General features: G+C 29.4%; 27 protein-coding genes, 2 tRNA genes and 1 rRNA gene. 7 read left to right on the top strand and 23 right to left on the bottom strand.

What is annotated here, in order from left to right:
• Nucleotides 1-39: 39 nt before the first annotated feature.
• The gene (locus tag ACREWB_RS03400) at nucleotides 40-612 is read left to right on the top strand and encodes an anti-sigma-I factor RsgI family protein (RefSeq protein WP_431546080.1); all 573 of its coding nucleotides are present in this window, start codon (nucleotides 40-42) and stop codon (nucleotides 610-612) included.
• Between the two features lie 28 nt (nucleotides 613-640).
• On the opposite strand, the gene ACREWB_RS03395 is transcribed toward ACREWB_RS03400, so the two are convergent.
• A complete protein-coding gene (locus ACREWB_RS03395) occupies nucleotides 641-1,801 on the bottom strand; it encodes an N-acetylglucosaminidase (RefSeq protein ID WP_431546079.1) in 1,161 nt (386 codons plus the stop codon).
• A gap of 212 nt (nucleotides 1,802-2,013) precedes the next feature.
• Between ACREWB_RS03395 and rluF the strand changes: the two genes are divergently transcribed.
• The gene (gene rluF / locus ACREWB_RS03390) at nucleotides 2,014-2,799 is read left to right on the top strand and encodes a 23S rRNA pseudouridine(2604) synthase RluF (RefSeq protein ID WP_431546078.1); all 786 of its coding nucleotides are present in this window, start codon (nucleotides 2,014-2,016) and stop codon (nucleotides 2,797-2,799) included.
• Nucleotides 2,800-3,250: 451 nt separating this feature from the next.
• Here rluF and ACREWB_RS03385 read toward each other — a convergent pair whose 3' ends face one another.
• Nucleotides 3,251-3,832, bottom strand: a complete 582-nt coding sequence (locus ACREWB_RS03385; protein ID WP_431546077.1) for a class D sortase — start codon at nucleotides 3,830-3,832, stop codon at nucleotides 3,251-3,253.
• A gap of 234 nt (nucleotides 3,833-4,066) precedes the next feature.
• Between ACREWB_RS03385 and ispF the strand changes: the two genes are divergently transcribed.
• Complete coding sequence (gene ispF, locus ACREWB_RS03380; protein WP_431546076.1) at nucleotides 4,067-4,534, top strand: 2-C-methyl-D-erythritol 2,4-cyclodiphosphate synthase; 468 nt, start codon at nucleotides 4,067-4,069, stop codon at nucleotides 4,532-4,534.
• 64 nt (nucleotides 4,535-4,598) lie between these two features.
• Here the strand turns inward: ispF and ACREWB_RS03375 are convergent, their stop codons facing one another.
• The 6 genes from ACREWB_RS03375 to ACREWB_RS03350 all read right to left on the bottom strand — a co-directional run bounded on the left by ACREWB_RS03375 (nucleotide 4,599) and on the right by ACREWB_RS03350 (nucleotide 11,590).
• Entirely contained in the window at nucleotides 4,599-6,512 is a 1,914-nt protein-coding gene (locus ACREWB_RS03375; RefSeq protein WP_431546075.1) for an EAL domain-containing protein, read from the bottom strand.
• Between the two features lie 216 nt (nucleotides 6,513-6,728).
• Nucleotides 6,729-6,935, bottom strand: coding sequence for a hypothetical protein (locus ACREWB_RS03370; RefSeq protein ID WP_431546074.1), 207 nt, complete (start codon nucleotides 6,933-6,935; stop codon nucleotides 6,729-6,731).
• A 162-nt stretch (nucleotides 6,936-7,097) separates the two neighbouring features.
• On the bottom strand, nucleotides 7,098-8,096 hold the full coding sequence (gene argF, locus ACREWB_RS03365; RefSeq protein ID WP_431546073.1) for an ornithine carbamoyltransferase: 999 nt from the start codon (nucleotides 8,094-8,096) through the stop codon (nucleotides 7,098-7,100).
• 33 nt (nucleotides 8,097-8,129) lie between these two features.
• The gene (gene arcA / locus ACREWB_RS03360) at nucleotides 8,130-9,338 is read right to left on the bottom strand and encodes an arginine deiminase (RefSeq protein WP_431546072.1); all 1,209 of its coding nucleotides are present in this window, start codon (nucleotides 9,336-9,338) and stop codon (nucleotides 8,130-8,132) included.
• 27 nt (nucleotides 9,339-9,365) lie between these two features.
• The gene (arcC, locus tag ACREWB_RS03355; RefSeq protein WP_431546071.1) at nucleotides 9,366-10,310 is read right to left on the bottom strand and encodes a carbamate kinase; all 945 of its coding nucleotides are present in this window, start codon (nucleotides 10,308-10,310) and stop codon (nucleotides 9,366-9,368) included.
• A 689-nt stretch (nucleotides 10,311-10,999) separates the two neighbouring features.
• The gene (locus tag ACREWB_RS03350) at nucleotides 11,000-11,590 is read right to left on the bottom strand and encodes a DUF1836 domain-containing protein (protein WP_431546070.1); all 591 of its coding nucleotides are present in this window, start codon (nucleotides 11,588-11,590) and stop codon (nucleotides 11,000-11,002) included.
• A 192-nt stretch (nucleotides 11,591-11,782) separates the two neighbouring features.
• Between ACREWB_RS03350 and ACREWB_RS03345 the strand changes: the two genes are divergently transcribed.
• Both ACREWB_RS03345 and ACREWB_RS03340 read left to right on the top strand, forming a co-directional pair.
• Nucleotides 11,783-12,427 (top strand): PspA/IM30 family protein, encoded by a 645-nt coding sequence (locus ACREWB_RS03345; protein WP_431546069.1) that lies wholly within the window; start codon nucleotides 11,783-11,785, stop codon nucleotides 12,425-12,427.
• Nucleotides 12,428-12,947: 520 nt separating this feature from the next.
• The gene (locus tag ACREWB_RS03340) at nucleotides 12,948-13,196 is read left to right on the top strand and encodes an AbrB/MazE/SpoVT family DNA-binding domain-containing protein (RefSeq protein WP_431546068.1); all 249 of its coding nucleotides are present in this window, start codon (nucleotides 12,948-12,950) and stop codon (nucleotides 13,194-13,196) included.
• Between the two features lie 123 nt (nucleotides 13,197-13,319).
• Here ACREWB_RS03340 and ACREWB_RS03335 read toward each other — a convergent pair whose 3' ends face one another.
• From ACREWB_RS03335 to ACREWB_RS03325, 3 genes are all read right to left on the bottom strand, one after another.
• Nucleotides 13,320-14,417: a C40 family peptidase gene (locus ACREWB_RS03335; protein ID WP_431546067.1), complete on the bottom strand. Its 1,098-nt coding sequence runs from the start codon at nucleotides 14,415-14,417 to the stop codon at nucleotides 13,320-13,322.
• A 209-nt stretch (nucleotides 14,418-14,626) separates the two neighbouring features.
• Nucleotides 14,627-15,469 carry a 16S rRNA (cytidine(1402)-2'-O)-methyltransferase gene (gene rsmI / locus ACREWB_RS03330; protein ID WP_431546066.1) on the bottom strand — a complete coding sequence of 281 codons (843 nt, stop codon included), beginning with the start codon at nucleotides 15,467-15,469 and terminating at the stop codon, nucleotides 14,627-14,629.
• 59 nt (nucleotides 15,470-15,528) lie between these two features.
• Nucleotides 15,529-16,272 carry a tRNA1(Val) (adenine(37)-N6)-methyltransferase gene (locus tag ACREWB_RS03325; RefSeq protein ID WP_431546065.1) on the bottom strand — a complete coding sequence of 248 codons (744 nt, stop codon included), beginning with the start codon at nucleotides 16,270-16,272 and terminating at the stop codon, nucleotides 15,529-15,531.
• A gap of 199 nt (nucleotides 16,273-16,471) precedes the next feature.
• Between ACREWB_RS03325 and ACREWB_RS03320 the strand changes: the two genes are divergently transcribed.
• Nucleotides 16,472-17,128, top strand: a complete 657-nt coding sequence (locus ACREWB_RS03320) for a type II toxin-antitoxin system VapC family toxin (RefSeq protein ID WP_431546064.1) — start codon at nucleotides 16,472-16,474, stop codon at nucleotides 17,126-17,128.
• 64 nt (nucleotides 17,129-17,192) lie between these two features.
• Here ACREWB_RS03320 and ACREWB_RS03315 read toward each other — a convergent pair whose 3' ends face one another.
• The 8 genes from ACREWB_RS03315 to ACREWB_RS03280 form a co-directional block, all read right to left on the bottom strand.
• Nucleotides 17,193-17,855 carry a LysM peptidoglycan-binding domain-containing protein gene (locus tag ACREWB_RS03315; protein ID WP_431546063.1) on the bottom strand — a complete coding sequence of 221 codons (663 nt, stop codon included), beginning with the start codon at nucleotides 17,853-17,855 and terminating at the stop codon, nucleotides 17,193-17,195.
• A 108-nt stretch (nucleotides 17,856-17,963) separates the two neighbouring features.
• Nucleotides 17,964-18,182 carry a heavy-metal-associated domain-containing protein gene (locus ACREWB_RS03310; RefSeq protein WP_431546062.1) on the bottom strand — a complete coding sequence of 73 codons (219 nt, stop codon included), beginning with the start codon at nucleotides 18,180-18,182 and terminating at the stop codon, nucleotides 17,964-17,966.
• Between the two features lie 10 nt (nucleotides 18,183-18,192).
• A complete protein-coding gene (locus tag ACREWB_RS03305; protein ID WP_431546061.1) occupies nucleotides 18,193-19,104 on the bottom strand; it encodes a PSP1 domain-containing protein in 912 nt (303 codons plus the stop codon).
• A gap of 1 nt (nucleotide 19,105) precedes the next feature.
• Nucleotides 19,106-20,050: a DNA polymerase III subunit delta' gene (locus tag ACREWB_RS03300; RefSeq protein WP_431546060.1), complete on the bottom strand. Its 945-nt coding sequence runs from the start codon at nucleotides 20,048-20,050 to the stop codon at nucleotides 19,106-19,108.
• 79 nt (nucleotides 20,051-20,129) lie between these two features.
• Nucleotides 20,130-20,459: a cyclic di-AMP receptor DarA gene (darA, locus tag ACREWB_RS03295; RefSeq protein WP_431546059.1), complete on the bottom strand. Its 330-nt coding sequence runs from the start codon at nucleotides 20,457-20,459 to the stop codon at nucleotides 20,130-20,132.
• A 15-nt stretch (nucleotides 20,460-20,474) separates the two neighbouring features.
• Complete coding sequence (tmk, locus tag ACREWB_RS03290) at nucleotides 20,475-21,095, bottom strand: dTMP kinase (protein ID WP_431546058.1); 621 nt, start codon at nucleotides 21,093-21,095, stop codon at nucleotides 20,475-20,477.
• 39 nt (nucleotides 21,096-21,134) lie between these two features.
• Nucleotides 21,135-22,565: an aminotransferase class I/II-fold pyridoxal phosphate-dependent enzyme gene (locus tag ACREWB_RS03285; protein ID WP_431546057.1), complete on the bottom strand. Its 1,431-nt coding sequence runs from the start codon at nucleotides 22,563-22,565 to the stop codon at nucleotides 21,135-21,137.
• Nucleotides 22,544-22,756: a sigma factor G inhibitor Gin gene (locus tag ACREWB_RS03280; RefSeq protein WP_291641106.1), complete on the bottom strand. Its 213-nt coding sequence runs from the start codon at nucleotides 22,754-22,756 to the stop codon at nucleotides 22,544-22,546. Before ACREWB_RS03280 ends, ACREWB_RS03285 begins: the two co-directional genes overlap by 22 nt.
• Before the next feature lie 254 nt (nucleotides 22,757-23,010).
• Between ACREWB_RS03280 and ACREWB_RS03275 the strand changes: the two genes are divergently transcribed.
• Nucleotides 23,011-24,156 (top strand): zinc-binding metallopeptidase family protein, encoded by a 1,146-nt coding sequence (locus ACREWB_RS03275; RefSeq protein ID WP_431546056.1) that lies wholly within the window; start codon nucleotides 23,011-23,013, stop codon nucleotides 24,154-24,156.
• A gap of 91 nt (nucleotides 24,157-24,247) precedes the next feature.
• On the opposite strand, the gene ACREWB_RS03270 is transcribed toward ACREWB_RS03275, so the two are convergent.
• The 4 genes from ACREWB_RS03270 to rrf all read right to left on the bottom strand — a co-directional run bounded on the left by ACREWB_RS03270 (nucleotide 24,248) and on the right by rrf (nucleotide 25,410).
• Entirely contained in the window at nucleotides 24,248-24,739 is a 492-nt protein-coding gene (locus tag ACREWB_RS03270; protein ID WP_431546055.1) for a DUF6106 family protein, read from the bottom strand.
• 391 nt (nucleotides 24,740-25,130) lie between these two features.
• A tRNA-Cys gene (locus tag ACREWB_RS03265) sits at nucleotides 25,131-25,205 on the bottom strand.
• 5 nt (nucleotides 25,206-25,210) lie between these two features.
• A tRNA-Phe gene (locus tag ACREWB_RS03260) sits at nucleotides 25,211-25,286 on the bottom strand.
• Nucleotides 25,287-25,293: 7 nt separating this feature from the next.
• A 5S ribosomal RNA gene (gene rrf, locus ACREWB_RS03255) occupies nucleotides 25,294-25,410 on the bottom strand.
• Nucleotides 25,411-25,534: the final 124 nt, after the last annotated feature.

Raw genomic sequence — 25,534 nt, 5'->3', positions numbered from 1 at the left:
GGATTAATAATAAATTATCATATTGAAAGAGGTGCCTTTATGCGAAAAGCTGGAAAAGTAATCAATATAGAAAAAGATAAAGTATATATCATAACCGCGAATCAAGAATTCGTAACTCTCGAGAAACATAGTGTTGAACCAGTAATGGGAGAACTATATGCTGGTGAAGAACTTAAACATCTTGCCCTTTGGAAATATTTTTTATTAATAGTTTGCGTTATATTAATTGCATTCTCAGCTAGAAAGCTATACTTAGATAATAAGTATGAATTTTCAGTAATAGTAGATATGAATTGCAAATTAAAGATGGAAGTAACTGGTTTAAACGAAATAAAAAGTGTCGAAGGTAAAAGCAAAGGTGGCTTTGAGCTAAAAGAAACTCTAGATTTAAAACATAAATCATTAGATGAAGCCTTGCATTTAATTCTAGATGAATCTATTAAACATGGATATCTGACTAAAGCTCATGCAGATGATGGTTTTAAAATATCTATATTTATTGTTGACAATAAAAATAATACTCCCATTGACGTAACTAAATTTAAAGACTATGCTAATACCTATAATTTCAAGGTCATAATAAATAATAATGGAACAGCTCTAATTGAATAAGAGCATCCTTTTCAGGATACCCTTTGAATTATTTATATTTTGGTATTTCAAATGCTAAAATTGCATTTGTACATTCACTTAGAATTTCTTTAATTCTATAACTTTGCTTATATGCCCAAACTATGTCCGTTGCATATTGATGACGATAAGATGTCGTTAAAGGAATGGCTGGGTTCCATCTCATTTTATATAACGTGTTTTGCTTATAGGTATCATTATTTATATATTGGGTAGATATAAATTTAATTCCACCCTCTATAGCCGCCTCCGGAGTAAACCAACTCTCTGTATAAGCTCTTTCGGAACCTAATTTAAGAGCATTGGCATCTCTTGCTCCTATACCGAACATATTATATGTGATTTTACTTTCTTTAGGAGCTCCATTAACTTCACTTACCAGCATACCAGTAGCTAATACAGATGTTCCATTCCCAGTTTCTAATAGAGCATGAGCAATAATATATGCTGGGTTTATATCATATTCCTTGCAAGCATCTAAAAATGTTTTTCCTTGACCCTCTAATATTCCCTTTCCCTCTAATATACCGTCTAGCTCCTCTGCTGTAATCCCACTAATATAATTTAATTTTAAAAATTGGTATGAAGCATAATCATGGCTCTCAAAATTTTTAGGATTCATATACTCATATATGTCTATTTTACTAGCATTTAAGTAGTAATTTTTTACTACATTAACAGGGCTTACTGTACTTTGAATATCTACAATTTGATTTAGAGTGTTATTATATTGTTGATAAATATATTTCTTATTACCTACATTCTCTAATTGGTTTATGTATGGTACTGCTATAGTAAAACTCATGGTTACAGTTGCTTTCAATGCCATACTATCTAAATCTGTTATAGTTTTATAAATTTGCAGCGAATAAGTTTGCCCTGGTAAATATCCTCCCTGTGGTGGTTTTACTGTTATGATATTATTATCATAGGATGTTGTTATATTTGCTTGAATTCCAATGGGGTTATAAACCCTTACGCTTTTATAAAGGTCGTCCACCTTTATATCTCTGTTAAACTTAATCTTCCATACTTTATCAATTGGTACATTTATCTTGTGTTCCATTTGAATAGGATTTTCGGCTGCTATAACCGTGTTTGGAACAAATATGAACAGCCCACCCACTATTATTAGGAACAAACACAACTTGTTTAAAAAATTCTTATACATCAATTTATCCTCCCCCTAAAACTTTACTAAAAATAATTTCTAAATCTCCTTTATGTTTGGATGATTATTTAATATAATGATATAAAATACAACTATTACTACTAAAGAACTTGTCCAATTGTTGTTTAATTTTCTTTGCTTATACGACTATGTTACCATATAATATGGATTATTCAACATAATTTTTACTATACTTTCAAAGGCGGTGCAAAATGAAAACTATTTATAATGAGAAGCACAAAAATGTTGTTCCTCCAGATGAAAATAATGATTCAAAAACCAGATTAAATAAATTTATAAGTGAAACAGGTTTTTGCTCTAGGCGCTGCGCGGACAAAATGATACAAGGGGGCAAAGTAACCGTAAATGGAAAAATTCCAGAAATGGGTACTCAAGTATCAGAAACTGATTACGTTGAAATAAGTGGCAAACCTTTAAAAACCAAAGAAAAATTAGTTTACTTAGCTTTTAATAAACCTGTGGGAATAACCTGTACTACAGAACATAAGGTTAAGGGTAATATTATAGACTTTATAAATTTTCCAAAAAGAATTTTCCCTATTGGTCGTCTTGATAAACCATCTCAAGGACTTATTTTTCTAACTAACGATGGAGATATTGTAAATAAAATTTTACGTTCGGGTAATAACCATGAAAAAGAATATATCGTTACTGTGGATAAACCAATATCTCCTGATTTCATAAAAACTATGGCAAATGGCATACCTATTCTCCAGACTATAACTAAAAGATGTTTTATAAAAAAAGAAAGCAAATATGTTTTTAGAATAATTTTAACAGAAGGCCTTAATCGTCAAATACGAAGAATGTGTGATTATTTAGGCTATAATGTTGTACGACTTGAAAGACTTAGAATTATGAATGTTTCTATACATAATTTACCTCTTGGGAAATGGAGATATTTAACGCATAATGAACTAACCTTTATTAATGAGTTAGTTATTGATTCAATTAAAACAGAAGATGGTTCAAAATAATGATTTTTATAACGTTATCCACATTGTACACACAGAAATTGTGGATAATTTGTTAATCTTAGATAATAATAATTATACACTGTATTATAACTAGTCCGTTTTATTATAGGCATTATAATACTTAAATGTTATATAATTATACATATTGTCTATTTTTACAATATGTTTCGCTTAGAATCACAAATTGTACACATTAAAATTTGCTAGTCCACATTTGTATTGAATTATGTATGTTTTTTAGAAATAATTATATACTATTGAATACTTATGCACATTATCCACAGTTTTGTTGTGGATAACCTGTTAAATCTATGTTAACGGATTAAATTTACAACTAATTTGATTGTTTTGTTATAAAAACTTGTATTTTAAATACGATATTGTAAAATTAATTCATTAAGTTATGCACATTATCCACAGTTTTGTTGATAACATGTTGATAACTTCTTACTTATTTTTCCACTAATTTTCCTTTTACTATAAGCCTGTGAGTTGCTACTCTTATAGGCGTGCAGGTCACTAATGTTATTTCTGCTCCCTTTGTATTGTCTAAAACCGATATTTCTTCTGGCTCTACAACCACACTTTCATAAACCTCATATTTGAACTCACCAACCCTTGTAGTAACTATTATTTTATCTCCTATACCTAATTCATCTAATCTATTAAAATATTGATTATATGTATAGCTTCTATGCCCTGCAATACAAGTATTACCTTTTTCTCCTGGCATTGGTGTTCCATTAAAATGCCCTACTGCATATTTTAATGTTTCCATATCAATACCTTCACTAAGAGCTACATTTACATCAATTTTAGGAATAGAAATAATCCCAATAGTCCCTAATTTCTTCTCGGAAGGCTTTGTATTTTCAATATCTCCTAACTTTTCATCAACCTTTTGTATGCTTTCTTTAAAATCTTTAATCATGGTCTTTTGTTTTTTGTTAGCCGAGTATCTCATAGATAAAGCAGAAATAACTATTGCTGCGCCTATAATCATAAGAATTATTCCAATATATTTTTTTTTCATAACGTTTCCACCACCCATTTTATATATTTTTTGTATATCTAAGCTATTATATCATATATATATATATTCCAGATAACATATAATTGTATACTTGTTAATTATTTGTATGACTTTGCCACAATAAAATTTCTTGATTACTTGCCTATGAAATGCTATATTAGGCATATAATCATGCTACCGTATTTCCGCAAGACTTAAAATTTCTATAAATTAAATCGAAAAGAGGTAATTAACTTGAGAATTGGAATGGGATATGATGTTCATAAACTAGTTAAAGATAAGAATTTAATACTTGGTGGGGTAACCATCCCACACGAAACCGGTTTACTCGGTCATTCAGACGCTGATGTTCTCATTCATGCTATTATGGATGCTCTTCTAGGTGCTGCAGCTCTTGGCGACATTGGGAAGCATTTTCCTGATACTGACCCTAAATATAAAAACATCTCTAGCATTGTTTTACTTAAGCATGTAGGTAGTTTAATAACTAAAAAAAACTATCTAATTGAAAATATTGACGCTACAATAATTGCACAAAGACCTAAAATGGCTCCCTATATACCCTATATGGTAAAAAACATTGCATCTGCACTAGAGTTACCTACTGATAAAATTAATATTAAAGCTACTACAGAAGAAGGCCTTGGCTTCACTGGACGCCTAGAGGGAATTTCTTCAAATGCCATATGCCTTTTAACATAAGCTTATATGATTTTACACAAATAAAAAACAAGGACATTTCTTGTAAACGAAATGTCCTTAAACTCTAAAATCCTTGTTCCCAAATTTCATAATCTGCATGATCAATAAGCATTGCAGAGGTAAAATATGTGCCTTGACCATATTCAACTCCTAGTTCCACTAGTTTTTCCTTTTCCTCTAGTGTTCGTATTCCCTCAGCTATAATTTTCATGCCGGTTTTCCTACCCATTTTAACTAAATGATCTACCATTAATGCTTTTATTTCATCTTTTTCAACATCTTTTACTATTTCTTGAGAAATTCTTATAAAATGTGGCTTCATCTTTATTAATTCCACCATATTAGAATTACCTTCCCCATAGTTATCCATAGCTAACTTGAATTTTAGTTCATTTGCAAAGTTACGCCAGAATGCACTTCTTGGTATACGTTGCGTAATCTCTAAAACTAAATTTGTGCCCTTCAATTTCTTTATAACCTTTTTAATAGTATGTCTTGTTGTATCCGATTGAATTTTAAAGAATAATCCATCTTCAATAAATGGCCCAAGTTTATCAAGACAATTAACTAATTTATCACAAGCGAGCATTGTGAGACTTTCTAAGTCCCCTGTAAGTCTAGCTTTTTCAAACATTTCATCCGGAAAAAATTCTAGTCTTGAATCTCTAACTAGTATTTCTAATGATTTAACCCTTCCACTACTCAAATTTATAATAGGTTCAACCGTAAGTTCTATTGATTTATTTTTAATTATACCTGAAATATGATATGCTTTTTCATCAATCTTATATATTAAATCCTCATCTAAATACTCACTCATTGAAGTTTTATCTAAAAACCATCCAACACTAGTACTTGAAGAAAGACTAGGATTATATAACCCTATAAGTTCATGCTTTAAAACTGCTCGAAGGTTATACATTGTATATATCATTGCTGCCATTCTTTTATTTTCATCATTTGTCTTACGAATAAAATTCAAACCTGCTGAGACTCCTGCTAAATAAAAAGACGGCTCATATAATTTATTTCTGGAATCTGAGAGCAGATAGTCTATACCGTGTCTGAGTTCCGGTATTATATCTCTAAGTATACTAGCCCCTTCTCCATCCGGTATATCAACATACTTTACATTTCTTGTTAATTCTTCGCATAAACTAATCCAAAATTTTCTTTGTTTGTTGTTATCAAATTTCAAATAATCCATTAGTGAATGTAATTCTAAATACCTTGTATCATAGAATATATTGCTATGAACTTGATAAGTTCCAAAGTCAATAATAGATGGCTTCTTAACTGAAACAATTACGTTGCCTCCATGAAAGTCTCCATGTATGCAAGAATCTAAATATTTAATCTCGTTACCTTTCCATACCGCTTCATCTGTAAAGAATTTATAAGGGTTCGGGAAAAACTTATCAACTCCATCAATAACCAACCATTTTTTATCTTCATCAATCATTAATGTTTCAAAAGCCTTTATAAGTTTTGCATCCATAAATCTGTAACCTAAAGATCTTTTCACAATATCAATAGGCGATTTGATTTTAGAGGTATGAGGTTTGTTCCAAGTATATAAAAATTTTGCTACTTGCTCTGAAGTTTGCTTAACCAATGCTAATTCATTTTCCAGTGAATATTTAAGGGTTTTGATTCCTAGTACAGTGTCTCCGCCCAGTTCATATAGCACACCGAATCTCCTTAAATTATTTTTACATTGAATTTCGACTTCATCAATGATTTTAGGGATAAAGCCTTCAACCGAATTTTCTCTAGCTTGTAAAAATGCTTTATTATGTAGTCCAGTTTCATTTATTTCTTGTATTTTCAAAACTCCTAGTTTTCGAGATTCTCCAAATTCCACAGTATATACTGCTGCGCCAGATTGTCCATCATTTAATTCATTAATTATTTCTATAGGTTGGTTTTCTGCTGAAAAATTTTCTAAAACCACTGTTTTCTCTCTCTGGCTAAGCATATTTTACCCCCTGCATCTATTTATTGTTATTATAATGCTATTCATAATGTAAATAGACATATCTTTCTCAAAACATAAAACATTTATCATAGTTACCTAGTAAAATTATAAACTATTAATTATAATCAATGGTGTACAAATTATTAATAATTTACCTATTTTATAATTTAAAAAATAATTTTACAATTTAATTATACTACAAATATATTGTTTTAGTTAACTAAATAACTTCCTAGTACAATAATATTTATCTCCCTTTTTCTCTAAATCAAACTCATTTATAGATGTAACTCTATCATGTTGTTCTACATGAAGCACATAACCTTCTTTGTTTTTGTTTGCAAAAAATACTTTCGTATAATTCATAACATCTACTTTATCCCCAGAAATATCATAAATTAGTGTTGGTACCTTATTTAACATAACCATCTACCCCTTTAATAATTATTAACTATGAATTAATAAATATTATACGAGGATCGTATTTATGCTAAAATACTATTAAATTTTATATTATGGTTTATAATATACATAAAAAAAAGAAACTTTCAGGTTACCCTAATAGTTTCTTCTCTTAAATTTATATTAATTACCTAATGTCGCTACCATAACTGCTTTTATAGTATGCATTCTATTTTCGGCCTCATCAAATACTATTGAAGCTTCACTTTCAAATACTTCATCCGTAACCTCAACACCGTTCATTCCAAACTTTTCAAATACTTCTCTACCAACTCCAGTTTTCAAATCGTGATATGCTGGCAGACAGTGCATAAATTTAGTATCTTTATTATGAGTCAAATTCATCATTTCACTATTAACTTGATATGGTTTTAATATATCAATCCTTTCCTTCCAAACTTCATCTGCTTCTCCCATTGAAACCCAAACATCAGTATATATAACATCTGCATCTTTTACTCCCTGAGCTACATCACTTGTAATAGTGATTTTTGCTCCTGTCGTAGCAGCTACCTCTCTACATTTGTTAACTAGAGCTTCTTCAGGGAATAATGAATTTGGAGCAACTATTCTAAAGTCCATACCCATTTTAGCAGCACCTATCATAAGAGCATTTGCCATATTATTTCTACCATCGCCAGCATAAACAAATTTAATTTCATTTAGTGGTTTTGGAAAGTGTTCTTTTATAGTTAAGAAGTCTGCAAGAATTTGTGTTGGGTGATCTTCTGTTGTTAAACCATTCCATACAGGTACTCCAGCATATTTTGCTAATTCTTCAACTATTTCTTGACCATATCCTCTATATTCTATTCCGTCATACATTCTCCCAAGAACTCTAGCTGTATCTGCTACAGATTCCTTTTTACCTATCTGAGTACCTGTAGGCCCTAGATAAGTTACATGCGCTCCTTGGTCTAGTGCACCTACTTCAAACGCACATCTTGTTCTTGTAGAACTTTTTTCAAATATTAGCGCAATATTTTTACCTTTTAGTTTTTGCGATTCTGTGCCTGCATATTTAGCCCTCTTTAAATCTCTGGCTAAATCAAGGAAATAATTTATTTCTTTTGGTGAAAAATCCATAAGTGTTAAAAAGTTTCTATTTCTTAAGTTAAACATAATAAATCCCCTCTCTTATCTCTGCTTTATTTTTTATATTAAATCTTCCCTATAGAATGGCATAGACATGCACCTAGGGCCACCTCTACCTCTTGATAGTTCACCAGAAGGCATTTGAAGTACCTTTATGCCATTTTTATCTAAAATCTCATTGGTAACATAATTTCTCTCATAAGTTATCACGGTGCCAGGAGATATAGCTAGTGTATTAGAACCATCATTCCATTGTTCTCTTCCCGATATAACTTTATCTCCTCCTCCGCACCGTATTAAGGTAATATCTTTTTTTAAATGACTAGAGAGTATTTTTTCTAAACTCCCTTCTTCTTCTTTTGTTATTAATTCTTTATTTTTATGATCATAAGTTACTGCCGTTACTTTTAATGTACCTTCTATTCCAGGATGGACAGTGAATTTATCATAATCAATCATTGTAAACACAGTATCTAGATGCATGAATGCTCTAGTCTTAGGTATATGAAAAATTAAGATCGTTTTAAAACTTTCTCTTTTTTCAAATATATTCTTAGCCATAGACAAAACTGCTTCTTTATCAGTTCTCTCACTATGACCAACTGCTATAACTTCATTTGATAAAATTAATTCATCTCCGCCTTCAATATTATATACCTCATCTCTATCGTACCACAGATTAATATCTGAATCCTTATATTCTGGATGATATTTGAATATATATTTAGCAAACACTGTTTCTCGCCTTCTAGTTTTTGTTCTCATAGAATTTAGACTTATTCCATCTCCAATACATGCAAAAGGATCACGTGTAAAATATAGATTTGGCATAGGATCCATAATAAATGGGTATTCATCATAATGCTCTTTAATATTTATTTCTTTTTTTCTTATTCCCGCCATCACCTTATCTATCATTTCCTTCTCAGGCAATGAATATAAGTATTTTTTCAAAGATGTTATTATGCCAGTCTCATTTATACCACATTCCCTAATTACCTCATTTAAAAATAGTTCCTTAACTGACGACTCTTTTATCGCCTCTACAGCTAAATTTTCAAGATATAATGTTTCTACACCATTTTCATTTAATATTTTTGCAAAATTATCGTGTTCCTGCCTAGCTACCTTTAGAAATGGAATATCATCAAATAAAAGTCTTTCTAAATATTCCGGTATTAAATTTTCAATTTCTTCTCCAGGTCTATGTATAAGAACAGTCTTTAAATTACCTATTTCTGAATAAACATTAATTTTTTTCTTTATCATAATCATCTGTCCTCCTCTCTAAATTGTTTAATATACTATTTTAGTTCCAGACATACCTTGTAATGCTTGTTTAGCTTTTGAAAGCGATGCTATAATTGCTGTTTTATCTTTATTTCCCATTATAAATTTTTTACAAGCTTCCACCTTTGGAAGCATACTTCCAGGAGCAAATTGTCCCTCAGAAATATAACTATTAAGTTCATCAAGAGTAATTTGCTTTAATTCCTTTTGATTGGCCTTATTATAGTTTACACAAACTCTATCTACTCCTGTTAATATTAAAAGCACGTCCGCATCAAGTATTTCCGCAAGTTTTTCAGCAGCAAAATCTTTATCTATAACTGCCGCAACCCCCTTATAAGTTCCACCTTCACGAATAACAGGAATACCACCTCCTCCACAAGATATAATAATATTTCCCATATCAACTAATTCTTTTATTAAATCCTTTTCGATAACATCAATAGGTTTTGGGGATGCAACAACTCTCCTATATCCTCTACCAGCATCTTCTTTCATTATATAACCATGTTCTTTTTCCAGCTTTTCAGCTTCCAATTTTGTATAAAAAGAACCAATTGGTTTCGTTGGATTTTGAAAACCTTCATCATCTTTGTCAACTACTACTTGCGTCACTATAGTTCCTACTGTTTTATCTATACTTCTATTTCTTAATTCTTCACCTATTGCATTTTGAAGATGGTATCCTATATAACCCTGCGAAAAAGCTCCACATACATCAAATGGAAAAAGTACATTACCATCATCAACCTTTTGAGCATCTTCTATTGCTGCAACAATTTGGCCTACTTGAGGTCCATTTCCATGAACTATTGATACCCTATGACCTTCTTCTATAAGATCAACTATTGATTTAGCTGTTTGTTTGCAAGTCTTAAGTTGCGCCTTCGGACTTTTGTCTTTAGGATCCGATTGAAGTGCATTTCCGCCCAATGCTAATACTATTTTCATAATTATACCCTCCAATAAAGTCTTTATAAATTTTATATTTTTACCTTTATTTTTATACTATCCTCTTATACAATCATTGTCAACTAATGCAATTTAATCTTACTTGCATAAGTATTCTACCCATTTCATATCGTTTTATAGAAATTCTTTATAATCTTGCTAAATATATAAAAAATCTCTATATTAATTGTATAATTATATATAATTAGTGAATAAATTTTGTAAAACTTTATTTATATTTTTATGATTTATTTGACATAATAATATTAAACATATATAATAATAATATACATTATACCCCGTGCGGGTATTAGGAGGGTAAAATATGAATATTTCTTTTGATGACAATACTAAAAATGCTTTAAATAAAAAACTTTCTCAAAAAAACAACTCTTCAATAAGATTACTTATAAAAGGTTTTGGTTGAGGAGGTCCAATATTAGGTGTTGTTCTGGATGAACAACAAGAAGATGATATTTCAGAATCAGTAAGTGGAATAAATTTTATAGTAGATAAGGAATCTTCCTTTGTTTTTGAAGATACAAAAATTATGCATGTAAAAAGCCTATTTGGAGAATCATTTAGGGTTTTAACTTCAAATACTAAAGAAAGTTCTTGTTAACAAAAGCAACTAAAATTTATTATATAAATTAGAAAAAGACCACTATTTTTATAATAGTGGTCTTTTTCTAATTTTCATAATCACGTACAATTTTTTGAACTAACTTTTTTATGGCACTTGCTTGTGACACTAACGTCATTACTACCAAAAACAATTCTATTCTTTCCTTATCAATATCTTTTAAATCTAGCACATCAATTATTTTTTGTAATTTTGATTTATCATAAAACTCTTTATTTACAAAATCATCAAAGCTTTCTTTTTGTATATCCGAAAAAATTTTATATGATTTTTCCCATGAAATAATATCATCATCTCTATCATTGATTTCATTAAAGGCCAACCTAAAAACTTTTTTAATTTCTTCAGATGTAAGTATAGGCCTCATATAACTAAGCAAGACCAACTGCGCTAGATGCAACTTTGTATATCCTCTTTTTTTGCTATCCTCTGGCTTTGATATAACTTCACTTTTTATATAATTTTGGACTATATTATTAGTGTAATTATCAGAGTCAAATCTATCGTTTAAGTAATCAATTACTTGAGACAAAAATAAGTCATACTGCGGTAATTCCTCATATGGAATTATGCTGTTTTCTGATATTTCTTTTGCCAGCGAATTTATATTCTCTAAAACAGATTTAGTTTCATCCATAGTGTATCACCTTCCATTAATAAATATTTTAAATAAAATACTTTATACGTTTATTATAAGGTACATATAAACCTATTACAAGTTATTTCCTACATTCTTCTATTATTTTAATATTGTAGTATATTTAAGGTAAAATTTTATCATAATAACATGGATAAACATTTTATCATTAACTAGTCAAGGAGGTATTTAATGACAATTATTAACAGAATATTATATCTTATAAAATCTAAAATAAATACCACACTAGATGAATTTGAAAACCCGTTAGAACTGCTTGATCAAAAAATAAGGGATATGGAATGCATTTTAAATGAGGCCAGATTATCATCAGCTAAAATTCTAGGTAATGTACACGAAATCGAAAAAAGATTAGATACATTATCAAAAGAGTCTGATGAATATGGTCAAAATATTAAGCTTGCTTTAGATAAAGGTAATGAAGAGTTAGCTAAAAAATTTCTTCAGAAAAAATTAGATAATGATAAATATTTCTATTCATTGAACACAAGTTATAACAATGCAAATACAAAAGGTGAATCTTTGAAATTTAAATTAAGAGAACTTGAACAAAATATATATGAAACGAAAATTTATAGAAACGAAGCCTTTGCAAGATATAATACCGCTGAGGCTGATAAAAAAATAAACGATATTATCGGCAATATATTAACTAGTAGTAATTTTATGCCTCTATCAAATATAGAAAGATTAATAGAAAAAAAAGAATGTTTTGCATTAGGGCTTACAGAATTAAATTATAATAATGATTTAGTTAATGAATTAGCTAATCTTACTAGCATAGACTTAAAACTAGAACTAAAAAAGTATATGTAATTTACTTATAAACAAAATTATTAGCTCAATTACTAAAGTTATTAACAATCAAATTGAATTGTCCACAATTACAATTATCCCATCAACAAAATTTATGGACAATTTTATTGATTTTCATGTGGTATAAGCCAAATAAATTTCCTTTCTTTTTACAGTTCAATAATTAAAAGTATAACCCTTCGACATTTATTTTTATACAATTCCATAAAATAACTATTTTATTTTTTATGGGATTCTATATTTCAAAAACAACTTTTATGTTGATTTCAATGGGTTTAGTTGTCTCTTTTACAATTATATATTGATTTTATAGTGTTAATATCATCATTTAAACTTTGCATTTCTATAAAAAGATGTTGACATTTGTATTATATGGTAGTATATTAAATAAAGATGGAATTAAATATTAATTTTGTAATATTAACTTAATTAATCACTTTTATATTTTGACTTTAATGTCATTATTATTAATGTTTCAATATTAACGTGTCGAAAATTGTTGCCTTAAGGAGGATTTATCATGAAATCAACAGGTGTTGTAAGAAGAGTAGATGAACTTGGAAGAATTGTTATTCCAATAGAACTTAGACGAAACTTAGATATTGTAGAAAAAGATGCTTTAGAAATTTATGTGGATGGTGAAATGATTATACTTAAAAAATATCAACCAGCTTGTATCTTTTGTGGAGAGGTTAAGGATGTAGTTAACTATAGAGGTAAAAACATATGTACTCCATGTCTAGATCATCTTAAACAAGAAAAAATTTAAGAAAAAGTAAATAAATAAAAGGAATTCTATAATTGTAGGATTCCTTTTGTTTTATGCAGAAATACATTATTATAATTTACCCAAAAAAAACAGGCTATAAAATATAGCCTGTCCATATTAAGATTATCTAACTCTTCTTGCACTAAGGTAATCACTTCTTGTAAGTGCAGATATTTTAACTACATCACCTGTTTGAGGTGCGTGAATATATGAGTTATTCCCTACATATATTCCCACATGATGTGGTGTTCCCGACCCAAAGAAAACTAAATCTCCTGGCTGCAAATCGCCTCTAGATACATAAGACCCTTGATTTATTTGTGTATATGTAGTACGAGTTAATGAAACTCCAAAATGCCTAAACACATATACTGTAAAACCAGAACAATCAAAAGAACTAGGACCATTAGCAGCCCAAACATAAGGTGTTCCTAAAAAATTACTAGCATAGGCAACTATGGCATTAGAGCTAATTGATGCTGATCCTCTAGATGGAGAATACTTAGATACACTAGCTCGTATCTTTTGTATTTCCTTCATAGTAGCATTTACAGTAGCCTGTGCATCAGTAATTTTGCCAGAGTATAATTGTTCTTGCTTATTAGCTTCTACAATTAATTCATGTTGTGCTTCTTTTTTCACTTTAAGGCTTACTATTTTCTTCTCATTTTGGCTTTTTAATGCTACAAGCTTAGTCTTTTCAGTTTCAAGTGCCGTTTTTTGATCTTCAATTTTAATCTTTTCATTATTTAATTTTTCAATAACTTTATTATCATATTCTACAATTTTTTTAATGTTATCCACTCTTGACATAAGGTCTTCTACTCCCGTAGAATCCAACAGTATTTCTAAATAACTGTCCACGCCATTCATATACATGGTTCGCATTCTTTTATTAAATAAATCTTCTTCTTCTTTAATATTTTCCTGTGCAACTTGTATATCTTTTGTTGTTTTTTCTATTTGTTTTTCAGTATTGCCTATTTTAACCTCTGTTTTATCCACTTCCGAATAAATTTTTTCTATATCAAAATCAAGTTTTTCAATAGAATTTTCTATATCCTGAACATTATTTTGTGCTTGCTTATATGCTTTATTTTGCTGTTCAAGTTGGTTCTTTTGACTTTTGAGTTGGTCTGATAATGGATCTGCCATTACCTGCATACTCATAGTAGTAGCTAGTCCAATTGTTACTATCAATGATATTATTTTCTTACGCACTAGAAATCCCCCCTATCAAAAATATATGTAATTTAAACATCTTTAAATCAACGTTTTTATTATACCACTACTTTATAGGAAATCTCAATGAAAAATATAAGAAAGTTTGTAAACTTTTTAAATTTATTATGTTTTTTTACATTAATTACCATAAAATTAACTATAATTGTATTTATAAGATAATTTATTAATTATATTGCTAAAAAATGTTAAATGTTTAATGAGTGCTTATATATTTCTGTTTTAGGCATATGTCTATCCTTTGCAACCTTTTTTATTGCATCCTTTTTATTTATTCCTTCATCCATATATTTTTGTATGTGTTCCTGTATGGTCAGCATATCCCACTTAGCTTTTTCATCTTTATCTATAGCTTCCTTACTCTTACCTTCAATTACCAATACATATTCTCCCCTTGGAGAGTTCTTTTTATAGTATTCTATTGCTTCTTCTAAAGTAAGTCTAATTATTTCTTCATATAGCTTTGTAAGTTCTCTGCACATAGATATCTTTCTGTTACCAACATTTTCATATAAGAATTCTAAAGTATTTAAAAGTCTATGTGGCGCCTCGTAAAAAATTAGTGTTTCACTCCTATCTAACAAGTCATCAATAATAGGCTTTCTTTCTTTGTTTTCCCTAGGTAAAAAACCTCTAAATATAAATTTTGTAGTATCAAGTCCTGAATATACAAGTGCTGTAGTGATAGCAGTTGCTCCGGGTAGTACTACGAATTCTATATTCTGCTCTATACACTTTGAAACTATTACACTTCCAGGATCTGATATTCCTGGTGATCCTGCATCACTAATTATAGCTATGTTTTTACCTTCTTTTAACTGATAAATTATATTCTCACTTTTACTTTGTTCATTATGCATATGATAACTTATAAGAGTCTTTTTTATATTAAAATGATTTAAGAGTTTTAAACTTTGTCTCGTATCTTCTGCTGCTATTAGATCTACATTTTGTAATACTTCTAATGCCCTCAGAGTAATATCCTTTAAATTCCCTATTGGAGTTGGTACTAAGTATAATTTTCCTGCCATTATTATCATCCTTTACTATAATATTTGCATTGATCCCTCTAGCTTTAAATTAATTAATATTAAATTCCATTTGAATTATACATATCAACAATCTCCTGGGTATAACTACCATCTTTATTATGCACATATAGCGGGGGCTCCCACTTCAAAAAAGTTCCTCCATCTCTTTGTCCCTCAACAAGTACAATATTAGGCGCCTTATTTACACTAGGGTGCACCATTCTTATACGTTTAGGTTCAATTCTATGTTTCCTCATAGTGCACAAAATATCAACTAATCTGTCTGGTCTATGTACCATATACATCCGTCCATTATCCTTAAGTAGAATTCTACATGAAATAATCACATCTTCGAGTGTGCACAAAATCTCATGTCTTGCTATAGCATTCTTATCATTTAAATTTATTAATCCTGAATTACGAAGTTTATAAGGTGGATTAACTGTAACAATATCCACTTTAGGAATCTTTTTAATAAGTTCTATATCCTTTAAATCTCCGTTTATAAATTTAATCTTATACTCCAATTTATTATACTGTATCGAACGATTTGCCATATCTACAAATTCTTCTTGAATTTCCACACCAATTATATCACTTGCATATGTTTTCCCTGCTAATATAAAAGGGATTATACCCGTACCAGTACATAAATCAACAATTTTAGCATTTTTTCTTACTTTTGCAAAATTAGCCAGCAGCACTGCGTCTACACCAAACCTAAAAGCATGTTTTTTTTGAATAACATGAATACCCTTTATATTAAGATCATCTAAAGTTTCATTATCTCTTAAAAAATTCATTGCGCCGCTCCTTCCTATGAACTTTGCGTATATTATATACATAACAATAAAAGAAGTATACCTTAATTTTTAATACAAAATCAATAGAATATCTAAAATGATTTTTTTTATAAACAATAAATGCATGATAAAAATACTATTAGTAAACACTTATGAATATATATTAACTATAAAATAATTGATTTTAATGAGGTTTAAAATGGAGCTTATATTATATCCTTTTAAAAATATAGTTTTCAATAAAAATACTGTATTACTAGATGCTTCTTTCTTACTAAGCTTAATATATGATGATGATATTAAGCATAGTGAATGTTTATCATGCTTAAAACTACTTTCTGAACGAAGCTGCGAATATTATATTAGCAGTATGGTCTTTGCAGAAGTTTTAAACCAAATACTTTATAAGTTATTCATTAGTGATATTCAGTGTAGAATAACCAATACTAAACCATATAACTCAAATGACAATATTAGATATATTACAAATAGCTTTAGCCGCCATGATACAAAAATCTTAAAACAAAAGAGAGAAGACAGACTTATTCATATTCCATATAAAAGATACTTCGATAATATTTCTAAAAATTCCTCAAAACGAAATTTATTGAAAGTATATTACAATAAGTCTGTAGAAATAATTTCAGAAGTTGAAAAGATTATAAATATCAAATATGTAAATATTTCAGAAGAATGTATACCCTTAGTTAAAAAAATCATGTGCGAAAACTTACTATCAGTGAATGATGCTTTTCATATGGCTACCGCTGAGTGTAATAAAATTGAATATTTACTCACTTTAGATGGTGACTTTATTTTTGCTGAAAGTAGCAAAATGAAAATACTGAAGATTTAATCTATATTATAAAAAAAGAAGCGTAGTTTGATTATCTCAAATTACACTTCTTTTTTTATAGCTATTATTTTGGAATATTAATAACGGACCCCTCTTTAATAGCATTCTCATCAGTAATTTCATTTGTTTCTTTTAAAACTTCTATAGCATGTTTTACATCATAAGTAGGCATATTAGTTTTAGCAATGGATGTTAATGTATCTTGTTTTTTTACAATATATTCTGTAATTTTAGGATCTGAAGCTACAACTGTTGATGTTTCAATGGTTTTTTCATAAGGAATTATTATTTCGTCACCTTCAGCGATTTTATAAGATTCATCCATGTTATTTCTAACTTTAACAAATTTAAGAATCTCATTCATATCATGACTAGGCATATGTGCACTCACTATACTAAATACTGTATCATTCTTTTTAACGGTATAAATTCCAACATTAGTTTTGTCATTAATATAAACTTCATCCAGTTCATTACTGTTTTTCACTTGAATATCTTCAACTTCCTTTTGATTTTCATTCAAACTTATATTACTTTCATTATCTTCATTTGCTAATGTCTGAGTATTGTCCTTAATTATTAAATTGTCAGTTTGTGCCACACTTTTATCTGGCGTTTTTTCCTTTGCAATATCATCTCCTGCTCCAATAAACCTTACAGCAAAAAATACTCCTAAGATTACCACCGCTATAGTAGATATTGTAATTAGTCCTTTTTTCATTGTCATATTCAAAACCCCTTTCATATTTATTAGTAAATGATTTACATTTAAATTATTGACACAATTCAATAGTCTCATACATATAATTTAAATTAAACAGAAAAAACCAGAGATTTAATCTCTGGTTTTTTCTATAACTGTATACCCGGCGTCTTCAATAGAATCAATTAAATTTTGAAGTGAAACAAAATAATCATCATATATTATTTCTACTTCTTTACTTTCACTGTTTATTCCACAAGCGATTACTCCTTGATTATTCGATATTGCTAAATTAACATTACTAATATCTTTTGAATTACTCATATTGAAAATTTTTATAACCGCCTTCATTTTTATCCTCCTAGTCCTCTTTGAATAATTCTTTTATTATATATGAATCTTCATTATTCTCAACTAACTCTAATTTAATCTCTTCAACACTAACAGGCTCTTCGTAGCTTCCAGAAATTAAAGTTAAGTCTTCAATTTTAACTTCCACTATTTCCTCGTCCGTACCATTAAGTTTTATCTTAATTTTAACTGCTTCCTTTACAACACTATTACCAATAACTTCTGCTCTTCCGTGAGGTGTATCCACTATAGCTCCTACGGCAGGTAGTGTTTTCCTTATTTTTTCATATGTGTCCTGTTCATAGTTTAAGCAGCACATAAGTCTCCCGCAAATACCTGATATTTTCGTAGGATTTAATGATAAATTTTGTTCTTTTGCCATTTTTATAGATACCGGAGCAAATTCACCTAAAAAAGTTGAACAACACATAGGCCTACCACATGGTCCAAGCCCGCCAATCATTTTAGCTTCATCCCTAACTCCTATTTGTCTAAGTTCTATTCTTGTTCTAAATACAGCTGCTAAATCTTTTACGAGTTCACGAAAATCCACTCTTCCATCCGCCGTAAAATAAAAAATAACTTTATTATTATCGAAAGTATACTCTACATCTATGAGCTTCATATCAAGTTCATGCTTATGTATCTTTTCAACGCATACTTCATAAGCCTCTTTTTCCTTTCTTTTATTTCCAAAATCCTTTTCTGCATCTCCCTCTGTAGCCTTTCTTATAACAGATTTAAGAGGAGCCACTATATTGTCTTCCTTTATCTCTTTTATACCAATAACACATTCTCCAAATTCTATTCCTCTTACTGTTTCGACAATAACCATATTACCCTTTTGAATATCTATATCATTAGGGCTAAAATAGTATATTTTACCAGCTTTTTTAAATCGTACCCCTATTACCTTAACCATATTAAACCTCCTGCATTTTAAATAGCATTACTTCAAACGCTAACCCTGGGTTAACATTTCTATCTAAGTTCTCTCTAGTATCATTTATTATATTTATAATACCATTTAATTTATTAAATGAAAATGTATTAGCTAATTCTTTTATATACAATATCTTATCTATGTTAATAATTAAGTTTTCTTCTTCAATTTCTTTATATATTATAGTGTCCCTAATATATGAAAGAAATGCGGTTATTATTTCATTAAAATTTTCCTTTTGATCTGATAATTTTTTTTCATATTTAATTAATTCCTCTGTATTAACACTGCTAAGTCTGAGCAATATTTCCAAGGTAATATTCCTAATATTTTTAAAATTCTCATCGCAAATAAACTTTTCAGCATTACCAGGTATTCCGTTACTAAAGGCTATAATAACCCTTACATCCTGCACTGGTAAATGTGCATAATTTATTTTTAAAAATTCTTCCATCTCATCTACACTTAAGTTCTTTAATTTATGTATTTGACATCTGGATTTTATCGTATCCAATATAACCTCAATATTTTCACATAACAAAATTATAGTAACATTTTTAGGTGGCTCCTCAATTGTTTTTAAAAAAGCATTTTGAGCTTGTACTGTCATTTTATGAGCGTCGTAAATAATTATAACTTTTTTATCTCCCTCATAAGGTTTTTTATGAATTTCTTCGTTTAAAGTTCTTATAGAATTTACTCCTATTGTACTCTTATTTTTTTCTATGCGCCATTCTACCAAATCCACATATTTTCTATCTTCATTTTCTCCTAAAATATTAAGCCCTATATCCCTAGCTAATAGACTTTTACCTATCCCATCTTCTCCAACTAGAATATGAGCGTGTGATAATTTATCTGATTTTATAGATTTACTTATTTGATTTTTTATACTATTATGACCTATTATACTTTCAAAATTCATTTTAGACCTCCATGCATAAGAGCAAGTATAGAATAATAAGTATACATGTCTACTTATAAGTATACTTGCTCTTAATTAGTTACAGCTTAATGTACTTATCTACATCAACTACAAATACATTTGCGCCGCCTGCATCCACTTCGATAGGAAATGGCATATATACTCCTGTTGATCCTGCTACAGATGAAGGAGATGTTATTATTTGTTTTCTTACCTTACATACATCTTCTATAATAGCTAGCACTTCATCTACTTTTTCCTTTTCTACGCCTATCAGTAGTGTTGTATTTCCTGATTTTAAAAATCCACCTGTGGTAGCTAGTTTTGTGACCCTAAAACTTTTATCTGTTATTTCTTCTATTAAATCACTTGCATCATCATCTTGTACTATTGCAATAACTAGTTTCATATAATCCCATCCCTTTTATAGTTTTATTTTTTTAATGGCATTTATTAAATCTTTATGTATTTCATAGATATCTCTATTGCCATCTATTACTTCTATTTTATCATATTTTTTACAAATGTCTAAATAACCTTCAAAAACTTTTTTATGGAATTCATTTCCACCATTCTCTAACCTGTCCAAAGTTCTTTGCTCTTTCTTCCTTTTTAATCCTTCTTCATATGGAATAGTAATCATAAATATTAAATCCGCCTGGAGTCCACCAAGTGCTGCTTCGTTAATGGATTTTACAAGTTCCATTCCCAGGTTTCTTCCAATTCCTTGATACACCATTGAAGAATAAACAAAACGATCACATATCACAACCTTGCCCGCTTTTAAAGCTGGTTTTATAATTTCATTAACGAGTTGTGCGCGGGAAGCAGCATATAGTAATGCTTCACACATATAGCTCATATTAGAATTATCATTATCTAATATTATTTCCCTTATTTTTTCACTTATTTCTGTGCCTCCAGGTTCCCTTGTTCTAACTACCTCATATCCTAATTGTTTTAGATGTTTTTCTAATAATTCTATTTGAGTAGTTTTTCCTGAACCATCTGGCCCCTCTAACGCTATAAGTCTACCTCTTTCCATGCAATTACCTCCACCGTTATGTATAGATATTATAAATATCTATTTTTCTACTGTTGCTACCATACCATCATTAATTCCAAGTACTGTTACATTAGCTTGCACGTAATATTCAATGATTGCTATACTATTTAACCCTATTCTTTCTCCAGGCATTACAATAGGTATTCCTGGCGGATATGGGACTATTGCAACTGCACTTATTTTATCCTCTGACTCCCTTAGTTCTAACATAATTCTTTTTTTATCCATTATTTCGTATGGGTACATAAGGGATATAGGCACATCATAATCCAATAAATTAATATATTCTACCTTTAAAGTATCCATATCACAATTTCTAAGGGCTATATATAGCTTTTGAAAATCCTTTTGATTGTTAAACAGCGAAAATATTAAAACAACATTTCTACTATCGCTCATTTCAGCTTGAATTTTATTTAATCGTAAATATTCTAGTAACTTATGGCCACTATAACCTTTAGGCACATTTAATATAAATCTAGTTAAATCCATAGTATATTCGTTAATACCTACATCTTTTAAATCATCCTGACCCAAAATATAGAATTTTCCTAAGCTGTTAATTTTCTTTCTATTAAACACGCATAATTTAATTAATTCTTCATACTTACTCTCTCCATACTCATTAATATAAAATCTTGCATAATCCATAGAACATAAAAGCATGTAGGATGGACTTGTACTTAAAAAGGCACTTACATAGAAATCTACTTTACTGATATCTATACCTGTTCCTACATGCAAAAACGCTGTTTGTGTTAAACTGGGTAATGTTTTATGCGCACTCATAACAGCCATGTCTACGCCCAATTTCATAGGATTTTCCGGCAATGCTTTACATGTTCCAAAATGCGCACCATGTGCTGCATCTACTAGTACCTTCATGTTAAATTCACGTGCTATTTTAATAACATATGGTAAATCAAGGCATATTCCATAATAATTAGGGTAAGTAATAATAATTCCTTTTGCATCTTTGTTTTTATTAACTATACATAAAAAATGCTCCTTATCTAAAGGTAAAGGAGCATCATATTTAGAATGAATTTTGTTTTTAATATAAATAGGCTTAAGTTTTCTCATAATAATAGCATTAAATATTGAACGATGACAATTTCTCTCCACAATTATTTTATCACCCTCAGTAAAAGACGAAAAAATCATAGCTAAATTTCCACTAGTACTCCCATTGACTAGAAAATAAGATTTTACACTACCATAATATTCACTCAATAACTGCTCAGATTCTTTTATTATTCCTTCTGCGCAGTGAAGATTATCTAACCCGGAAACTTCGGTAAGATCTGCTTTAATTAAATTTTTATAAAGCTCTTTACCTTGCACAGTTTCTAAAAATCCAATCCCTGCTTTATGTCCTGGCATACAAAAGGGAACATTTTTCTCTTTTATATATTTTAACACTCCTTCTACAAGTGGTAATCTTGACAATCCTTAGTCACTCCTCTTGGTATAAACTGTACCAATGTCTTCCTTATACAGTTCTTGTAATATTCATAGAAATCCGTATTAGTATTTGATTCTATAAGTCTTTCCTCACAATTGTTACAAATTCCTCTTCCATTTATTATTATACCATCATTTAGAGGCTTTCTACATATAATACACTTTTCTTTTATCATAATTCCCCCTTAACCTTGCTGATTTAAAACTACCTAAAGTATAGCCTCTTATAATATATTTTATTCAAGTAAGTGCTGTTTCTTATTTTGTCCACATAATAATTCGAAATATATTTATCTACATTTTAACTTATAACTAGCTTTTTAAAATTATTATTCGACCTTTTAATTTTTATTATGTATATCAATAATTTTATGCACCTTTGGTTATACTAATTATGTAAGCAAGCACAAAACTTTGAGAGGAGAATCTTATGAAGCAAGAAATTATAAGTTATATAAGTAGTATAAAAGAGGATATATATAATCTATCAGACTACCTTTATACTAATCCAGAGACTAGCTATAATGAATATAACGGTTGTTCTTATATAATAAATATGTTAAAAACTCATGATTTTAAAATACAAGAAAACTATTGTAATATTCCAACATCCTTCATTGCTCAATATGGGGATGGACACCCCAAAGTATGTTATATATGTAAATATACATCTACAGAAAACGCAGGTCACGTTTATGGTAATAATGTAAATGCAAGTATTTCTACTGCCGCAGCACTGGGCTTATCAAAAGTGATATCTAAAAGTGGAGGCAGTGTAATTCTAATAGGATGCCCAGGTGAATATTCAAATGGAGCAGAATTAACACTTACACAAGAAGGATGTTTTGACGATATAGATATTATTATTGCACCACATTGTGATGTTACCAATGCAGAAAGCGGATCCTCAATGGCTACAATCCCAATTAAAATAAAATATAATAAAAGCATTAACAATAAGGATAAGGGCCACAGTAAATTTTCATCTTTAGACACTTATTTGCTTATACTCAATACGTTAAACCAGTTGTTAAAAGGTCTAAATAGCGGATATTCTATTGATACTGTTTCTGTTATAAATGCCTCATCTTGCCCTTACTCGCACTCTGATTCAGAGTGTAATTTTTACCTTAGAGCTAATAAATTAAATGAAGCTAAATTATTTAAAAAAACAATTATAGATTTTATTGAATCAATATCTCCAATTGTTAATGTATCTTGCGCAGTTAGCTTATTTGAATTACCTTGTGATGAGCTTTTAACTAATAGAAGTTTATCCAGGTTATTTACGCATAACTTAAAAGAATGCGGTATTATTAATATATCTCCTTCTAAAGAAGCCCTATATGGATTAGGAATAGGATCTATAAGCCATATTACTCCATGTATATATCCATCTATATCAATTACAGAGAAGTCCACAGTAAGTTGTCCATCAACCTTATTTGCTCAGGAAACTCAAACAGATTTTTGCAAAAATAATATGATAAAAGCTGCGTCAGCTCTTGCCATAACAGGTCTTGACATTATTGAAAAACAAGATTTATTAAAAGAAATTATATTTGAATTGAAATAGATTACAAATATGATTTACTATTTATTTTATTGTAAAAAAAGAGAAGTATAATTTTATCTAAATTATGCTTCTCTTATATATGTGTTTTCCATTAAAAAACTTGTTTTTCTTTTAATAATGTTATTTTGTTCATAAGACTATCACTAGGTTCAAAATAAAACTTTTTAAATTGATCTCCTATTTTATATACACAACAAAATTTACTTTGAGCAAATGTAGAGCAAATGTATTTCTTACTGCTCGTAATACGGATGTCCTGTTTGCACTTTCTATATTTACCAATAAACTCTATATCCTTTAATTTTATATCTTCTAATATTTTAACATCTTCACCTTTAATTTTATGGATAATGAATTGATCTGCCACTATTGAATATTTATACTTAACCTTACATTTTGAAAACTCAATATAACAAAAAGTAACCATTAATGTATTAAAAAATATTGTTATAAAGATTTTTATATTCATGTTACCTACACTTATATTAGGTAACAAATCTGATAAGCATATAAATGTAATTAACGTAATAAACAACAATATCACAACCGGAAATTTTTTCCTTTGTACCATCTCTTTATACATAGAATCCCAGGCCTCCTAAATTAGCTTTAAATATTAGACATAAATAGTTTTGTACAACATATGTGATTATACTAGCATTTCATATATTAATCTACTTGTACTAAGTTGTCTGTGGTACATATACGCATTGAATATGAGCATATATAACCATAAAACCAATCTACATGTATCAATATATATATTTCTAAGTATATCTCTATATTACTAGCTTTTAAGAAACATTATACATTCTTAACTTGTTTATGTATTTTAAAATATGTTACCCGTGTATGGTTGTATCAATATAGGTATAACCTTATACATTTTAATTTATGAAACTATTATGTATTCTAATTATCTCAGACAAGATTCAGACGCAAAAAAAGCATTTTGTATTATTCACAAAATGCTTTGGAGGCGCCACCCGGATTTGAACCGGGGAATAAAGGTTTTGCAGACCTTGACCTTACCGCTTGGCTATAGCGCCGTAACTGGTGGCTAGACCAGGAATCGAACCAGGGACACGAGGATTTTCAGTCCTCTGCTCTACCGACTGAGCTATCCAGCCAAAAAAAACCTAGCGACAACCTACTCTCCCACAAGGTCACCCTTGCAGTACCATTGGCGCATTGAAGCTTAACCTACCTGTTCGGTATGGGAAGGGGTGTTACCTTCATGCCATAATCACTAGATTGAGAATATAAATATTCTCTCAAAATTGCACAGTAAAATAATCTTCTCGCTATCGCTCAAAGCTTTCACTCCTTTTTTACAAAAGGAGTATATCGCAAAATTAATACTATTATGTTACTTTTA

Source organism: Clostridium sp., from assembly GCF_050717635.1.
Classification (GTDB): Bacteria; Bacillota; Clostridia; order Clostridiales; family Clostridiaceae; genus Clostridium_AD.
The sequence above is the reverse complement of the archived record's forward strand: the minus strand, read 5'-3'. Positions and strand labels throughout refer to the sequence as shown.

What these genes read in the sequence shown, in the direction of transcription:
- ACREWB_RS03400 (WP_431546080.1), top strand. Translation starts at nt 40, where the DNA reads ATGCGAAAAGCTGGAAAAGTAATCAATATAGAAAAAGATAAAGTATAT.
- ACREWB_RS03395 (WP_431546079.1), bottom strand. Translation starts at nt 1,801, where the DNA reads ATGTATAAGAATTTTTTAAACAAGTTGTGTTTGTTCCTAATAATAGTG.
- rluF (WP_431546078.1), top strand. Translation starts at nt 2,014, where the DNA reads ATGAAAACTATTTATAATGAGAAGCACAAAAATGTTGTTCCTCCAGAT.
- ACREWB_RS03385 (WP_431546077.1), bottom strand. Translation starts at nt 3,832, where the DNA reads ATGAAAAAAAAATATATTGGAATAATTCTTATGATTATAGGCGCAGCA.
- ACREWB_RS03375 (WP_431546075.1), bottom strand. Translation starts at nt 6,512, where the DNA reads ATGCTTAGCCAGAGAGAGAAAACAGTGGTTTTAGAAAATTTTTCAGCA.
- ACREWB_RS03370 (WP_431546074.1), bottom strand. Translation starts at nt 6,935, where the DNA reads ATGTTAAATAAGGTACCAACACTAATTTATGATATTTCTGGGGATAAA.
- argF (WP_431546073.1), bottom strand. Translation starts at nt 8,096, where the DNA reads ATGTTTAACTTAAGAAATAGAAACTTTTTAACACTTATGGATTTTTCA.
- arcA (WP_431546072.1), bottom strand. Translation starts at nt 9,338, where the DNA reads ATGATAAAGAAAAAAATTAATGTTTATTCAGAAATAGGTAATTTAAAG.
- arcC (WP_431546071.1), bottom strand. Translation starts at nt 10,310, where the DNA reads ATGAAAATAGTATTAGCATTGGGCGGAAATGCACTTCAATCGGATCCT.
- ACREWB_RS03350 (WP_431546070.1), bottom strand. Translation starts at nt 11,590, where the DNA reads ATGGATGAAACTAAATCTGTTTTAGAGAATATAAATTCGCTGGCAAAA.
- ACREWB_RS03345 (WP_431546069.1), top strand. Translation starts at nt 11,783, where the DNA reads ATGACAATTATTAACAGAATATTATATCTTATAAAATCTAAAATAAAT.
- ACREWB_RS03340 (WP_431546068.1), top strand. Translation starts at nt 12,948, where the DNA reads ATGAAATCAACAGGTGTTGTAAGAAGAGTAGATGAACTTGGAAGAATT.
- rsmI (WP_431546066.1), bottom strand. Translation starts at nt 15,469, where the DNA reads ATGGCAGGAAAATTATACTTAGTACCAACTCCAATAGGGAATTTAAAG.
- ACREWB_RS03325 (WP_431546065.1), bottom strand. Translation starts at nt 16,272, where the DNA reads ATGAATTTTTTAAGAGATAATGAAACTTTAGATGATCTTAATATAAAG.
- ACREWB_RS03320 (WP_431546064.1), top strand. Translation starts at nt 16,472, where the DNA reads ATGGAGCTTATATTATATCCTTTTAAAAATATAGTTTTCAATAAAAAT.
- ACREWB_RS03315 (WP_431546063.1), bottom strand. Translation starts at nt 17,855, where the DNA reads ATGACAATGAAAAAAGGACTAATTACAATATCTACTATAGCGGTGGTA.
- ACREWB_RS03310 (WP_431546062.1), bottom strand. Translation starts at nt 18,182, where the DNA reads ATGAAGGCGGTTATAAAAATTTTCAATATGAGTAATTCAAAAGATATT.
- ACREWB_RS03305 (WP_431546061.1), bottom strand. Translation starts at nt 19,104, where the DNA reads ATGGTTAAGGTAATAGGGGTACGATTTAAAAAAGCTGGTAAAATATAC.
- ACREWB_RS03300 (WP_431546060.1), bottom strand. Translation starts at nt 20,050, where the DNA reads ATGAATTTTGAAAGTATAATAGGTCATAATAGTATAAAAAATCAAATA.
- darA (WP_431546059.1), bottom strand. Translation starts at nt 20,459, where the DNA reads ATGAAACTAGTTATTGCAATAGTACAAGATGATGATGCAAGTGATTTA.
- tmk (WP_431546058.1), bottom strand. Translation starts at nt 21,095, where the DNA reads ATGGAAAGAGGTAGACTTATAGCGTTAGAGGGGCCAGATGGTTCAGGA.
- ACREWB_RS03280 (WP_291641106.1), bottom strand. Translation starts at nt 22,756, where the DNA reads ATGATAAAAGAAAAGTGTATTATATGTAGAAAGCCTCTAAATGATGGT.
- ACREWB_RS03275 (WP_431546056.1), top strand. Translation starts at nt 23,011, where the DNA reads ATGAAGCAAGAAATTATAAGTTATATAAGTAGTATAAAAGAGGATATA.
- ACREWB_RS03270 (WP_431546055.1), bottom strand. Translation starts at nt 24,739, where the DNA reads ATGTATAAAGAGATGGTACAAAGGAAAAAATTTCCGGTTGTGATATTG.